Below are 14,294 nucleotides of genomic sequence, written 5' to 3'. Positions count from 1 at the left end.
TGGGCAACCGATTCATATGCTCCCTGCTCCCAATGGCTCCGGAGAGGGTCCTGGACAAGAGGGGTAGAGGCCATGGCTTTTGCTGAGAAGGGAGCTGAGCAGGAGTGTTACAAACTGCAACAACCTCCCCACTCCGGGCGCATCCCCCTAGTATTCTAGGCTTGGCTTCCCCCTCAGGGACGCGGCGTCCATTCCTCCCCAACTCTGAGAGGGATGGGGGCCGGTTTAGCTAAGTCCATGGGTCAGCCCCTTTCCCGGGGCATCCTCCCTGAGCCTTGTCGGCAGTTTTTCGATAAACGGAGTTTAAGAGAGCGATGGGTATCAACGCATCTGGCGGCGCAGTCGTCTCCAGCCCCCGTCTTTACCAAACCGTGCCCCTCTCCACCATCTCCCAGGCAGAACAGCAGGATCGCTACCTCTCGCGCACCGAGCTGGATCGCCTTGACGACTTTTTCTCCAGCGGTCTGAAGCGGCTGCAGATTGCCGAGGTCATCGCCGCCAACTCCGAAATCATTGTCAGCCGGGCTGCCAACCGCATCTTCACCGGCGGCTCCCCCATGGCCTACCTGGAGCGGCCAGAAGTCACTCAAGACGAGAAAGAAGCCTTTAAGCTGGGCACCGCCTTCTATGTGGAGTCCACGGGTGGCTTCCTCGAGGCCATCCGCAATCTCTTCAGCGCCAGCGGCGTGGAGATCCCGCCCAACTTCCGCCCCATCAACATCTCCCGCTACGGGGCTGCCAACATGCGCAAGTCCCTGCGGGATCTAAGCTGGTTCCTGCGCTATGTCACCTACGCCCTGGTGGCCGGGGATCCCAACATCCTTGTGGTTAACACCCGGGGCCTGCGGGAGATCATCGAAAACGCCTGCTCTGCCGAGGCCACCATTGTCGCCATCCAAGAGATGAAGCGGGCCTCAGCCAGCTACTTCCGCAAAGATGGCGAGGCGGTGGCCATCATCAACCAGTATTTCGACGTGCTCTTGAGCGAGTTCATTGCCCCTGCTCCCTCCGACAAGCTGCGGCAGCGCAACGCCAGCACCGCCGATGGCCTGCCCTTGCAAGGGCTACAGCTACCCCAGGTTTACAACTTGGCCGCAGAAAAGGTTCCCGTCTTTGCCATGAAGCCGGGGCTTTCCAATGCTGAGAAAGAAGAGGTCATCAAAGCCGCCTACCGGCAGGTGTTCGAGCGGGATATCCGCCGTGCCTATGGCCTTAAGCTGGCCGACCTGGAGTCGAAGGTGAAAAACGGCGAGATCTCCATGAAGGAGTTTATCCGCCGCCTGGGCAAATCCGAACTCTACCGCAAGCAGTTCTACGAGCCCTACATCAACAGCCGCGTTGTGGAGCTGGCCTTCCGCCACTTCCTGGGACGGGCACCAGAGACCCGTGAAGAGGTGCAGACCTACTTTGCCATCGTCTCCAGCAAGGGCCTGGCCGGCTTGGTGGATGCGCTGGTGGACAGCCGCGAGTACGGCGACTACTTCGGCGAGGAGACGGTGCCCTACCTGCGCAAGCTGGGGGTGGAAGCCCAAACCAGCGCCAACTGGGGGCCCAAGTTTGACCTCTACAACTACGCGGCTCCGCGCCGCAAGGTGCCCCAATTCATTACCCTCTTTGCCCGCTACAACCGCCCCCTGCCGGATCAGCACGCCTACGGTGTCGGCAACGACCCGCTGGAGATCCAATTTGGCGCCATCTTCCCCAAAGAAACCCGCTCCCTCAACGCCAGCCCCGCCCCCTTCAACAAGGATGTCAAGCGCATCCTTATTCGGCGCGGCTTTGCCCTCACCAACGAGCGCACCAATCCCAAGGCGGCAGGGGATCCCGGCAGCCTTGGCCCCAAAGTCTTCAAGCTTACCCAAACCCCTGGCGATCGCAGCCGGCGTTTGGGGGTGCGGGCCGGGGTTGTTGGCAGCGAAGTCTCGACCCAGGCGGTGATCCGCGCCTGCTACCAGCAGGTGTACGGCTATGTGCCCTATGAAGGCCAACGGCTAACCCGCTGGGAGATCAAGCTGGAGTCGGGCGAGATTACCGTCAAAGAGTTTGTCCGCCAGTTGGCCAAGTCAGATCTGTTCCGCAACAAGTACTGGTCTAGTCTCTATGTCTGCAAGGCCATCGAGTTCATCCACCGCAAGCTGCTGGGCCGGCCCACCTACGGCCGGCAGGAGATGAACCGGCTGTTTGACATCGCCTCCAAGCAGGGCTTCTACGCCGTGGTGGACGCCATCCTCGACAGCGAGGAGTACCAGCAGGTCTTCGGGGAAGACGTCGTGCCCTACGAGCGCTACCTCACCCCTGCCGGTCTAGCGCGGCGGCGCATGCGCCCCGGATCCAGCGACATGGCCGTGGTCACCAGGCCCATCCGCACCGACGACGATATCCCCCTCTTTGTCAAGCTGGGCCAGCCCCAGGACAAGCCCTCCGGCGAGCTGGAGATCCAGCGGCGAGTCCAGCAGGGGGTGCCCAAGGTGCGCCAGGAGGTACCCATCTTCAAGCTCACCAGCCTGGCCAACAAAGCCGAGGTCAACAACCTCATCCGCGCCGCCTACCGGCAGATCTTCGAGCGCGACATGGACATCTACAACATCAGCGCCGAGCTCAGCTCTGCCGAGTCCAAGCTGCGCAATGGCGAGATCACCGTCAAGGAGTTCGTCGAGGCGCTGGGGTGCTCGGAACTGTACCGCTCCGAGTTCTACGCTCCCTATCCCAATACCAAGGTGATCGAGCTGGGCACCAAGCACTTCCTGGGCCGCGCACCCCTAAACCAGCAGGAGATCCGCAAGTACAACCAGATCTTGGCCACCCAGGGGTTGAAGGCCTTCGTGCGCGCCCTGCTCAACACCCAGGAGTATCGCGATCTCTTCGGCGAGGACACGGTGCCCTACCGCCGCTTCCCCACCTTGCCGGCGGCCAACTTCCCCAACACCCAAGAGCTGTATGGCCGCCTCACCAAGCAAAACAAGGAGCTCGTGGTGCCCAGTTTCAGACCTGTTGGCAGCAACGATCGCAGCTAGCTCAACCCCCCTCTCCCCTGGTGGGAGAGGAAAACCATTAGCTCCACACAGGCAGAGGGGACTGGGCTGTGTAGCCTAAGTGCTGCAGGGCAGCGGGGGTAACCACCCGACCCCTTGGCGTGCGCTGCAGGTAGCCAATCTGCAGCAGGTAGGGCTCGTACACCTCCTCAATTGTCTGGGGATCTTCACCTGTCACTGCGGCCATGGTCTCCAAGCCCACGGGCCCTCCCCCAAACTGCTCCACCAGTACCGTCAGCAGCTTGCGATCCGTCCAGTCCAAACCCATGGGATCCACCTGAAACAGCTCCAGGGCAGCGGCTGCCACCTCACGGCTGATGTGGCCATCCCCCCGCACCTGGGCATAATCGCGCACTCGCTTCAGGAGGCGGTTGGCAATGCGCGGTGTGCCTCGGGATCGGCGGGCAATCTCCTCGGCTCCCGCTCGGTCAATGGAGGTGTTCAAGAGGCGAGCGCTGCGCAACACAATTTCCGCCAGTTCGTGGGGCTCATAGAAGCGCAGCCGCTGCACCTGGCCAAAGCGATCCCGCAGCGGCGAAGTCAGAGCGCCAATGCGGGTAGTGGCCCCGATGAGGGTAAAGCGCTCCAGGGGTATGGAGGTGATGCGGGCCGAGCGTCCCTTGCCAACAGTGATGTCGAGGCGAAAATCCTCCATTGCTGGATAGAGCAGCTCTTCGGTTACCTTGGGCAGACGGTGGATCTCGTCGATAAACAGCACGTCCCCCTGCTTCAGGCGCACCAAGTAGCCGGCAATGTCACGGGGGCTCTCCAGCGCCGGGGCCGTGGTCATGTAGAAGCGGGATCCCATCTCCGCCGCCAGCACCGCGGCCACCGTGGTTTTGCCCAAGCCAGGCGGGCCGTAGAACAGCAGGTGATCCAAAGGCTCCCCGCGGGCGCGGGCCGCTGCAATAGCGATGGAGAGCACTTCCTTCAGCTCTGTCTGGCCAATGTACTCTGCCAGGGTGCGCGGGCGCAGGGATTCTTCTTGAGCTTCGCTGGGGTGAGCCTGCGGTTGCAGTAGCCCTTCCGCCCTAGCAAAAGCCAATTTCGACTCTCTTCTGCGAGCAGAACTCTTTTGCTGCCGCTGCCCGGGATCCTCAGCCCCCGCAGCCCGAGAAGAAATGATCGCCATATCCTTTACTCGCAGATGCGATAGCCCTACTCTAACTGACTGGGGGAAAGATCCTGGTGAAACCGTTTGCCATTTTGGTCTCCCACCTGGATCGGAGAGGGCGGTAGAAGAAAAAACCCCCCAGCGTCTGCCAGGGGATTCAAGAAGGACTGGTCGACTAGGTCAGGAGTGGATTAGCCGCGGATGGCCGGCGCCACTTCCACCGCCGCCAGGTCCAGCGGGAAGTTGTGCGCATTCCGCTCGTGCATCACTTCCATCCCCAGGTTGGCACGGTTGAGCACATCCGCCCACGTCCCAACCACGCGACCGTTGCTGTCCACAATCGACTGGTTGAAGTTGAACCCGTTCAGGTTGAACGCCATGATGCTGATCCCCAGCGCCGTAAACCAAATCCCAATCACCGGCCACGCCGCCAGGAAAAAGTGCAGGCTCCGGCTGTTGTTGAACGACGCATATTGGAAAATCAACCGGCCAAAATACCCGTGCGCCGCCACGATGTTGTAGGTCTCTTCCTCTTGCCCAAACTTGTAACCCAAGTTCTGCGACTCCTCCTCCGAAGTCTCACGAATCAGGCTCGAGGTCACCAACGACCCGTGCATCGCACTAAACAGCGCACCCCCAAACACGCCGGCCACGCCCAGCTGGTGGAACGGGTGCATCAAAATGTTGTGCTCCGCTTGGAACACCAACATGAAGTTGAACGTCCCCGAAATCCCCAGCGGCATCCCGTCCGAAAACGAGCCTTGCCCAATCGGGTAAATCAAAAACACGGCCGTCGCCGCCGCCACCGGCGCCGAGTAAGCCACCGCAATCCAGGGACGCATCCCCAAGCGGTAGCTCAGCTCCCACTCCCGGCCCATGTAGCAGAACACCCCAATCAAAAAGTGCAGCACAATCAGCTGGTAGGGGCCGCCGTTGTACAGCCACTCGTCCAAAGAAGCGGCTTCCCAAATCGGGTAAAAGTGCAGGCCAATCGCAGCCGAAGAAGGCACCACCGCGCCGGTGATGATGTTGTTGCCATACAGCAACGAACCCGAAACTGGCTCGCGGATGCCGTCAATGTCCACCGGCGGAGCCCCAATGAAGGCAATGATGAAGCAGGTGGTGGCAGTCAGCAGGGTGGGGATCATCAGCACCCCGAACCAACCGATGTAGAGGCGGTTGTCGGTGGAGGTGACCCACTCGCAAAACTGCTCCCACACGTTGCTGGTTGAGCGACGTTGGATAACAGTGGTCATGATGGCAAACTTCCCTGAGGAAGCGCGAAGATTGACAACCTAACCTTAAATCATCCGTTAAGTTCTGTCAACTACCCTTAGAAATCTGAGAAGGGATCCCGGCCTCAGCGGTTGGAGCGGCGGCTGCCGGTGGGGGAGAAGAGGGCTTCCAGAGCCTGGCTGAGGGTGGGCTCCATCACCACCCGGTCTTCGTAGGCAGCGATGACCCGGGTGAGCTGGGGCAGGCGGCCCTGTTCTGCCTCCAGGTAGAGGGGCTGGATGTAGAGAAGCGAGGTCTCGATGGGGATGACCAGCAGGGTGCCCAGGTTCACCCGCGACCCGTGTTCGTTCCAGAGGGCGATTTGCTCGGAAATGGCCGGATCCTGGTTGACCCGCGCCTCTACTTGCTCTGGGCCGTAGATGAGGCGCTGCTTGGAAAACTCGTACACCAGCAGCTTGCCGTAGTTTTCCCCATCGCAGCGGGCCGCCATCCAGGCCACCATGTTTTGTTTGTTGAGGGGGGTGAAGGGAGAAAGCAAGACAAACTCGGGCTGGTTTGGGGATCCCTTTTGGGGATCCTCTGGCAAGGTGAGGATGAGGTACTGGGGCTGCATGGGCAGGCGCCGCCGCTTGCGGAACTGGTTGGGGATCTGCCACTGGTCTTCCCGGTTGTAGAAAACACGGGGATCCGTCATGTGGTAAGTGGCAAATTGCTGCACCTGCACCCGGAAGAGATCTTGGGGGTAGCGGATGTGCTGCCGCAACGGCTCCGGCATGGCCTCTAGCGGCTTGAACAGGGTGGGGTAGATGCGGGCGTAGGCTTGGATGAGGGGGATCCTAGGCTGTAGCCGACCATGCTCTGCTCGTAGCCGTAGTAGTACTGCAGGGGCAGCTCCGCTTCCGGCAGTTTCAACACCTTCTCGTAAAACCCTCTGGCCTGCTCCAAGTCCGGCACGATGATGGTGTGGACGCGGGGGGCGCCGCTTAAGAATGTCCACATGGCCCCCCCATAGGCCGATAGCAGCAAAAACATCAGCCCCTTCGTGGAGAGCAAAACCTCCAGGGGGATTAGGGGCAGCATCAGTCCAGGTGGGATGACCATCGGCACTTGTCCCTTCGCGGGTGGCTCTATGTCCAGTATAGGATCCGGGGAGAATCCTAGCCTTGGCCCACGCTCGATGAAGCTTGCTCTGTTTGCCCCCAGCCCGCGCGCCCGCCGGTTGGCCAACTCTCTGATCCCGCTCTTGGGCAAGGAGGTGAGCTGCTGGAGCAAAGCTGACCCGCAGGGGCTGCCCTCCCCCTGGCAGGCTTACGGGGATCCCAAGGATCCCACAGCGCCCAGATCTCTGGCAGAAGCCGTTGCCCAAACCTGGCCCCAGGTGCAGGGCTGTCTCTTCATCTTGGCCGCAGGGTCGGTGGTGCGGCTCATTGCCCCCCTCTTGCAGGACAAGCAGCGGGATCCAGCGGTGGTGGTGGTGGACGAAGCCGGTCGCTGGGCTATTAGCCTGTGCGGGGGACATGTGGGGGGGGCCGATGCCCTGGCGCGGCAGGTGGCCGCTACCTTGGGAGCCCAGCCGGTTCTCACCTCTGCTTCCGAGGGGCTGGGGATCCCGCCTTTGGATTTGCTGGGGGATCCCTACGGCTGGCGGCGGGGCGCTGGAGATTGGAACGGGGTGGCAGCCGCCTTGACGCGGGGAGAGCCGGTGGCCGTTCACCAGACCTGCGGCACGCGGCTTTGGCGACAAGCTTGGCCGGCAGATCATCCCCTAGTGGCCTCCTCTCCTCCCCATCCCGTTGCCCAGATCTGGATTGGGGAATACCTCTCCCCTCCCACGGGGATCCCGACAGTGCACTGGCATCCGCGGGTGCTCTGGGTGGGGGTGGGCTGCGAGCGGGGCACTACCCGCGTTTGGCTAGAGGGATCCCTGCGCCGCCTGTTGCAGGCCCAGGGGCTGGCTTTTGAGGCCATTGCCGGCTTGGCCACCTTGGAGCTGAAGCAAAACGAGCCGGGTCTTCTGGAGCTGGCCCAAGCCTATGGCTGGCCCATTGAGTTTTTCTCGGCAGAGGCTTTGGCTGGGATCCCAGTGCCCCACCCTTCGGAGGCGGTGCGGCAGGCGGTGGGCACTCCCTCCGTAGCCGAGGCGGCTGCCCTCTTGGCAGCTCAGACTTGTCAGACTTGGGGAAGAGGTGACAAGGTTCCTGAGAGGCCATCCTGTGTTGCGGAGAAGGTAGAGCCCTTTGGGGGAGCAACCCTCCTCTGCCCCAAGCAGGTCTTCACCTCGAAAACCGAAGGGGCCTGTACCCTGGCCATTGCCCGCGCGGCGCAGGAGTATTCCCCTCGCAGCGGCCACCTCTGGCTCATCGGCACTGGTCCTGGGGATCTGGGTCAATTGACTTTGGCTGCCCGTATGGCTTTAACTCAGGCCGATGTGGTTGTTGGCTACCAGCTTTATCTGGATCTGGTGGATCCCCTTTTGCACCCCGGCCAAATTCGGGAGGCCTCTCCCATTACCCAAGAGCTGCAGCGGGCCAAACAGGCCATCGCTTGGGCGCAGCAGGGGCTGAAGGTGGCGGTGATTTCTTCGGGGGATGCCGGCATTTACGGCATGGCGGGCTTGGTGCTGGAGTGCTTGGTCCGCTCTGGCTGGGATGGGATCCGCCCTTCTCTGGAGGTGCTGCCGGGGATCTCTGCCTTCCAGGCGGCTGCTGCCCGGCTGGGGGCTCCGCTGATGCACGACTTCTGCGCCATTTCCCTCTCGGATTTGCTTACCCCCTGGCCAGTGATTGCAAAACGCCTGCAGGCGGCTGCAGCTGCCGATTTTGTGGTGGCCCTTTACAACCCCCGCTCCCGGCAGCGGGTGGATCCCTTCCTCAAGGCTCTGCAGATCTTTTTGCAGGCCCGGCCCGCCCATACCCCTGTGGCTTTGGCCCGCAACCTCTACCGCCCTGGCGAAACTCTCCGCCTTACCACCCTGGGGGAGCTGGATCCAGAGCAGGTGGACATGCTCACCCTGGTTCTTATCGGCAACTCTCAGACCTTTCGCCATGGGGACCGGCTGATTACCCCGCGGGGCTATTGCCTGGGCGAAGAACCCACTTGACGGGTGTTAAGCCCAGACTCAAAACACCCTCAGATGCCGGGGATCCAACTGTAGCCACCAGGGGGATCCCCAAGTCTCCACCTCGCGCCAGCGCTCCCGCCACACCTCAGCTTGCAGGTGATAGTCCTGGCGGTGGGCAGGAGGACCGCCCAGCCTAAAGAAGAGAGTCAGTCGGTGGGGGGTCTCGCTCCACTTCACCAGCCAAGCCGGAAACGTGTTGGGCAGCTTCCCGTCGGGCCTGAAGGTGAGGTGGTGGGCGCGGATGGCGATGTATTCTCCCGCTGGGGATCCCTGTACCTGCAGCTCACAGCCCCAATCCAAGGCCAGCACCCGTTGAGGGCCCAGGAGCTTGGCCCGCGAGATGTTTTTGCAACCCGTCAGTTGCGCCACACTAAGGCAGGGGGGAGCCTCAAATAGCTGACGCTTGTCCCCCTGGGCAATGATTCGCCCCTGCTCCATTACAGCCAGATCCCCGCAGAGGCGGAAGGCTTCCTCAATGTTGTGGGTTACCAAAAGCGTGACTCCCTTGTAGTCGGCTAAGATCTCCCCCATCTCCTGCTCCAGATGGCTGCGCAGGTGGGCATCCAAAGCAGAAAAAGGCTCATCTAGCAGCAAGATCTCCGGCTCAGAAGCCAACGCTCGCGCCAGGGCCACCCGCTGCTGCTGTCCTCCAGAGAGCTCCGTGGGATAGCGGTTTTCCCAGCCCTTCAGCTTGACCAACCGCAGCTGGGCCTGGATCCGCTCTTGTTTTTCCGCTTCGCTCAAGCCCGCAGGGATCCCAAAAGCGATGTTCTGGGCGACGGTGAGATGGGGAAACAGAGCGTAGTTCTGGAAGATCACCCCTACCCGTCGCTGAGCGGGGGGCAGCCGGATCCCCTGTTCGGCGTCAAACAACGCCCGCTCGTTGAGCAAAATGCGCCCACCATCCGGGGTTTCGATCCCGGCAATGCAGCGCAAAAGTAGGCTTTTGCCGGATCCAGAGGCCCCCAGCAGTCCTAATGGCCGCCCGTCGCAGCTCAGTTGCGCCTGCAGCTCAAATTGGGGCAGCTTCTTGTCAATGTCCACCCAGAGGCGGGGGGCCGGAGTTGAGAAATCCAGATCCCTTCTGGTGAGAACCTGTAGAGGACGAGAGGGAGGTCGCTGCCAGGGCCGTCGCTGAAACCAAAGGTTAACTGCCGTCATCACCCCCAAGGACAACCCCAAGACCAGGGCCGAGCTGATGGCCGCCCCCCGCATATCCCCCGCCTGAACGGCAAAGAAGATGGCCATGGACAGGGTTTGCGTGCGGCCCGGGATATTGCCTGCCAGCATCAAGGTGGCGCCGAACTCCCCCAGAGCGCGGGCAAAACTGAGGGTAATCCCCGCCAGGATCCCTGGTAAGGCCAAAGGGATCAGCACCTGCGTAAAAATCTTGGCCCTGCTTGCCCCCAGCGTGCGGGCTGCCGCCACCAGCGTCGGGTCGATCTGCTGGAAAGCTCCCAAGGCCGTGCGGTACATCAGGGGCAGGGCCACCACCACTGCCGTGATCACCCCGGCATACCAGGTGAAGATGACCGACAAGTTCAGCGAGGCCAAAAGTTGTCCCAGAAGGGTTCGCCGACCAAATAGCAGCAACAATAGGAACCCCACCATGGTGGGCGGCAACACCAGCGGCGCCAATAAGATGGCCTCGAGGAGAGAGCGCCACCGACCTCGGTAGTGCAACATCCCATAAGCTGCCAGCGTCCCCACCCCAAAGGTGATAGCTGTGGCTAAGCTGGCAATCCGCAACGAGATCCACAGCGGAGACAGGTCGTAGTCGCTCATCTGGGCAATTGCAGAGGGATCCCTCACAGGCGGATAAAGCCGTACTTCACAAACACCTCTGCTGCTTCTTCTGAGGTTAAAAACTCCAAGTAAGACTGTCCGGCGGGAGTATCGCGCACCAATGCCACCGGGTAGATAATTGGCGTAATGGGATCCGCCGTAGCCACCACCCGCACCCGATCCGAAAGCTGAGCATCCGAGGTAAACAGGATCCCGGCGTCGGCATTGCCCTGCTCCACCGCCGTCAAAATTTCCCGCACCGTGCTGGCAAACACCATCTTGGGCCGCAGCGTCTCAAACACCCCCGCCTCGGTGAGAATTTCCTGGGCATAGCGTCCGGCGGGCATGGCCTGCAGATCCCCAATGGACAGAACCCGGATCTCTTCCGCCACCAAGTCGGCAAAATCCTGAACCTTGGTTCTGGCATTGGCAGGCACAATTAAAGCCATGCGGTTGCTGAGAAGATCTCGCCGGGATCCCTCCACCAGCAGGTTTTGCTTGGCAAGGGCGTCCATAAAAGAGGCGGCTGCGAAAAATACCACGTCCAGAGGCGCCCCCTGCTCCACCTGTTGCTGGAGAAAGCCGGAATTGGCGAAGTTGTACTCAACCTTGATGTCGGGATAGCGGGCGGTGAACAACCGGTCGATTTCCGTTAAAGCCGGTTGCAAGCTCACCGCAGCCCCCACCAAAATGGGCTGAGATTGCGCCAAGCCGGGAGCCGACCCCCACCTCAAAGCCAGAGCGGCCAGGATCCCCAGGAATAACATTGCAGTTCTTCGTTTCATAGCCATTCTTCTTTGACCCGTGACGACTTTCAGAACAGGAAAATCCACCAATCGCTCGGTACTTTGACCATTAGAGGTTGCAGTTTGTATCTTTAAGATACATAATCTAGACTATTGGCAGCCCTTCCTCCCCAGAGGCAACGATAAGCATCTGATAGTATTGAAACCGGTGTTGAATGACCATCCGGCAAGCTCCTCTCTTGTTCAGTTCGGTCAACACCCCTGTTGCTTTAAGTGTTCAACAAAGGAGAAGTCATGCAAATCAGCACTCGCAACTTTTTTAAAGGAACTGTAAAAAGCTTCCAGGTGGGCATGGTCAATGCCGAAATTGTTCTGGAAGTTGCACCAGGCATAGAAATAACAGCCATTATTTCTAAGCACTCTGCCGAACGGTTGGGTATAGCAGTTGGAAAAGAAGCGTATGCTGCCATTAAAGCCTCAGATGTGGTCATCGCCGTGGATTAGTGGTGGATTAGCAAATTGAGTGACTGGCCTAGACTTGCTGTTGCCTGGGATCCAAATACAGGGCTTTGATAAGGCGCTGGCGATCGTTTAGGCTGATCTGAAGCCGCCCATTCTCTACATCCCGCACCCAGCTCTGGCTGCGCCCCAGCCTCTGGGCCAATTCCCGCTGGCTAATTCCCTTTTGCTGGCGTGCCGCTGAGATATCTGCCCCACGCAAAGCCTTGCCTGAGGAAAAATCTTTTGGGTCTTCGGGATGGCAAGGGAGATCAGAGGCTGTTGCAGCAGGCGCAGACTTTGCCCTACGCCGCTGCCGGGATCCCGATTCTCGGGTCGGGGATCTGGCTTCTTGAACTGCTTGACGATGCCAGTCGGAGGGCAGATGAAATCGTTGAATGCGAGCCTGCATCAAGAGTCCCCACTTGCCCCGCGGCCCGGCAGCCGTCAGCAAGCCACCGTTGTTGGCATCTTCAATCCAAAAGTTCAATGCCTCGTCCGCATCCTCGGGCACAGCTTCCAGGCGAGCCCACAGGGGTTGAATGGAAGAAGGATAGGTGAGGGGATCGAACTCCGGCTTGAGGCCGTAGTGGTTGAGAACCTCCAGATCGCTTTCAAAGGTGCGCACCAGCCGTTTGCGTTCTTGGAGATTGAGATAAGCTTCCTGCAGTCGCTCTTCCCCGTAGGCCACTCGCATCAGGGTGGGCACCGTCAGACGCTGTTGCCGCCCCATCCTCACTTTGAACAACAGCCACAGCAGCAGGCGCATGGCTCCTTCATGGTGTTGCCAATGGCTCATCACGGCCTGCAGCAGGGATAGGGGCAGGCTGCTGTACTGATAAAAGGCTTGCCCCTGGCGGCACCCTTGTCGATTGAGAAAGTACCGTGTCCATTCGCCGGGCTGAATCGCCCAAGTCAGGCCCACCAGATGGTTGCAGCCCTGCTCATCTTTTTGAAAGTGGCGATGCATCTTGAGCAGCCTCCACAGAGGGCCAGCCGGTACCGAAAACCCCTTCACCCGCCCCTGATCCGGCCAATCGATGGAGACTTGAATCCGACAGAGCTGCTCTATCCAGGTCATGAACAGGTGGAGACGGGTCATCTTGCTCAGATCTTTACGTTTATCCCAGCCCAAATAGGACTCCAATTGTGAGTCGGTGAAAACAAAGGATTCCTTCCAGGGGCTATTCAACCCGGCAGCATAGGCAGCAAAAATAAGATGCAAACAGGCAGTTCGCACATCGATCGGAGCACTTTGTGGGATCCCGTCCAAACATAGAGTTAGGGTCAGAGATCCCTGGTTGTGGCCAACAGATTTCTGATAGCAAACCTGGTTATCTCCCTGCTTTTGCAGATTGAGAGATTGAAATTGAGATAGGAAATTGCAAGCTTCCCAGACCACAATTGACGAAGCAAAAGCCTGGCTATGGCCGTTCAAAAATAGAGGTGGGCTGCTGCGAATGCGGGCCGTGACCGTGCGGTTGCGCCCCTTCATGGCTTCATAAGGCTGCGGGGCAGAACCGGGACACAGGCTAACGCACTGAGGTTCTGGGAAGAAACCTTCGCAGTCATTGCACAACAGAGGATTAATCCAGTATTCCCCATCCTGGACAACAATAGCTTTTGTAGGACAGCTATCTACGCAAGCGTTGCAACCGATACAATTCCCTGAGATTTGATAAGCCATAGCCCTCGAACTCCATAGCGTTTCCCTGTAGCTCTCCTTTGTTCACGCCTGCTATCGCATCTGCAAAACCCTAAACCCGGCCATGGAGACCTTCCTCGCAAAGCCGTGGCAGCCCGGCGAGAGACCTTAGTTTAAGGTCTGTTTCCTAAGCTCAATTCGTGAACTGGATTGAACGATACCTCAAAAGATCCCCGGCAGGCCAGGGAGATTTGGTCTAGGGTGAACCTTCTGGAAAGCTTTGTTTTCTCTTAACTTCTAATGTTTACAGTGAACTTTTGAGATGGCTTTGCAGGCTATTCCTCCCCCTTGAGAGCCTTTTGGGGATCCGAACTGCAACAAGTGTCAGGCGAAACGCTCAATAACCAAGCCGACACAAGGTCGTCCGCCCACCCAATACGCCGATTCATCGGCAAGGTTGTGGCTTGGCTCCAGATGCCAACCCAAGGGATTGGGTTCTAGCTCCAGCGCCCGCACGATTTCTTCTGGGCTGAGCCCTGTGCAGAGTTGAATGTGTTGCAACTTGGGAAATGGCTTTTCCACAAGGCTAAGCTCTTCAGCAGCTTTAAGGATGGAGCCCAGGTGTAGCAAACAGGTGTTCATAGCTTTGCTCCCAAATCAAGATAGATTATGAAGAGATGTGCTTACCTTGAGTGTCTCTCATTGCAAGTTAAAAATTGGGTAAATAGACTACATTTTAGAAGGCTCTTGGCAAATTTAAGATTGTTTTCTTATTCGGTTCTTGGGGAGGCGCTAGGGTGCAACGGGGATCCATGTAAACCCAGATGGGTTTAGCTAAATGAGCAGGAAGGGAAAGTTGGCCACTGGGTAGGAGTAGGATCCACTCAGGGTGACGTTGGATAACCTGGAGATAGGTGCTCACAGTGAGACCCATTTGCTGCAATTGGGCGCAAGCAGCTTCGGATCCGCGCAGTTGGTAGATGCGACCTTCTTCTCCAACCTTCATGAGTTGGAGAGGAGATATGGTTATTGAGATCTTAGGGACGGTGGGCGGTGCCAACATACAGGGATCCCTAATCTTAGAAGAGGCCATTTGAGCCTTGCCCGAGTCCATTTG

Annotated in this window: 12 protein-coding genes; 3 read left to right on the top strand and 9 right to left on the bottom strand. The window is 59.3% G+C overall.

From position 1 onward, the window contains the following. Nucleotides 1-314: 314 nt before the first annotated feature. On the top strand, nt 315-3,014 hold the full coding sequence (locus tag CYA_RS08730; protein ID WP_011430677.1) for a phycobilisome rod-core linker polypeptide: 2,700 nt from the start codon (nt 315-317) through the stop codon (nt 3,012-3,014). 37 nt (nt 3,015-3,051) lie between these two features. Here the strand turns inward: CYA_RS08730 and ruvB are convergent, their stop codons facing one another. From ruvB to CYA_RS14760, 4 genes are all read right to left on the bottom strand, one after another. Next, nucleotides 3,052-4,164, bottom strand: coding sequence for a Holliday junction branch migration DNA helicase RuvB (ruvB, locus tag CYA_RS08725; RefSeq protein ID WP_011430676.1), 1,113 nt, complete (start codon nt 4,162-4,164; stop codon nt 3,052-3,054). 173 nt (nt 4,165-4,337) lie between these two features. Beyond that, nucleotides 4,338-5,402, bottom strand: coding sequence for a photosystem II q(b) protein (gene psbA / locus CYA_RS08720; RefSeq protein ID WP_011430136.1), 1,065 nt, complete (start codon nt 5,400-5,402; stop codon nt 4,338-4,340). Nucleotides 5,403-5,506: 104 nt separating this feature from the next. After that, a complete protein-coding gene (locus tag CYA_RS14765) occupies nt 5,507-6,157 on the bottom strand; it encodes a UPF0182 family protein (protein WP_041438421.1) in 651 nt (216 codons plus the stop codon). 5 nt (nt 6,158-6,162) lie between these two features. Beyond that, nucleotides 6,163-6,483: a VOC family protein gene (locus tag CYA_RS14760; protein WP_346426182.1), complete on the bottom strand. Its 321-nt coding sequence runs from the start codon at nt 6,481-6,483 to the stop codon at nt 6,163-6,165. Between the two features lie 76 nt (nt 6,484-6,559). On the opposite strand from CYA_RS14760, the gene cobJ reads away from it, so the two are divergent. After that, nucleotides 6,560-8,482: a precorrin-3B C(17)-methyltransferase gene (gene cobJ, locus CYA_RS08705; RefSeq protein ID WP_049749763.1), complete on the top strand. Its 1,923-nt coding sequence runs from the start codon at nt 6,560-6,562 to the stop codon at nt 8,480-8,482. Nucleotides 8,483-8,500: 18 nt separating this feature from the next. Here the strand turns inward: cobJ and modB are convergent, their stop codons facing one another. Both modB and modA read right to left on the bottom strand, forming a co-directional pair. Beyond that, nucleotides 8,501-10,315 carry a molybdate ABC transporter permease subunit gene (gene modB / locus CYA_RS08700; protein ID WP_228375249.1) on the bottom strand — a complete coding sequence of 605 codons (1,815 nt, stop codon included), beginning with the start codon at nt 10,313-10,315 and terminating at the stop codon, nt 8,501-8,503. Next, on the bottom strand, nt 10,312-11,055 hold the full coding sequence (modA, locus tag CYA_RS08695) for a molybdate ABC transporter substrate-binding protein (protein ID WP_049749762.1): 744 nt from the start codon (nt 11,053-11,055) through the stop codon (nt 10,312-10,314). Before modA ends, modB begins: the two co-directional genes overlap by 4 nt. Nucleotides 11,056-11,328: 273 nt before the next feature. Here modA and CYA_RS08690 point away from each other — a divergent pair, with 273 nt between their 5' ends. Then, the gene (locus tag CYA_RS08690) at nt 11,329-11,538 is read left to right on the top strand and encodes a TOBE domain-containing protein (RefSeq protein WP_011430671.1); all 210 of its coding nucleotides are present in this window, start codon (nt 11,329-11,331) and stop codon (nt 11,536-11,538) included. Between the two features lie 28 nt (nt 11,539-11,566). Here CYA_RS08690 and CYA_RS08685 read toward each other — a convergent pair whose 3' ends face one another. The 3 genes from CYA_RS08685 to CYA_RS14160 form a co-directional block, all read right to left on the bottom strand. Further along, nucleotides 11,567-13,219: a helix-turn-helix domain-containing protein gene (locus CYA_RS08685; protein ID WP_011430670.1), complete on the bottom strand. Its 1,653-nt coding sequence runs from the start codon at nt 13,217-13,219 to the stop codon at nt 11,567-11,569. A gap of 342 nt (nt 13,220-13,561) precedes the next feature. Then, the gene (locus CYA_RS08680; protein ID WP_011430669.1) at nt 13,562-13,819 is read right to left on the bottom strand and encodes a hypothetical protein; all 258 of its coding nucleotides are present in this window, start codon (nt 13,817-13,819) and stop codon (nt 13,562-13,564) included. A gap of 94 nt (nt 13,820-13,913) precedes the next feature. Beyond that, nucleotides 13,914-14,183 carry a ferrous iron transport protein A gene (locus tag CYA_RS14160; protein ID WP_228375247.1) on the bottom strand — a complete coding sequence of 90 codons (270 nt, stop codon included), beginning with the start codon at nt 14,181-14,183 and terminating at the stop codon, nt 13,914-13,916. Nucleotides 14,184-14,294: the final 111 nt, after the last annotated feature.

Origin of the sequence: Synechococcus sp. JA-3-3Ab (assembly GCF_000013205.1) — a bacterium.
In the GTDB taxonomy this organism is placed as follows: Bacteria; Cyanobacteriota; Cyanobacteriia; order Thermostichales; family Thermostichaceae; genus Thermostichus.
This window is presented reverse-complemented; position numbering and strand designations above follow the sequence as displayed.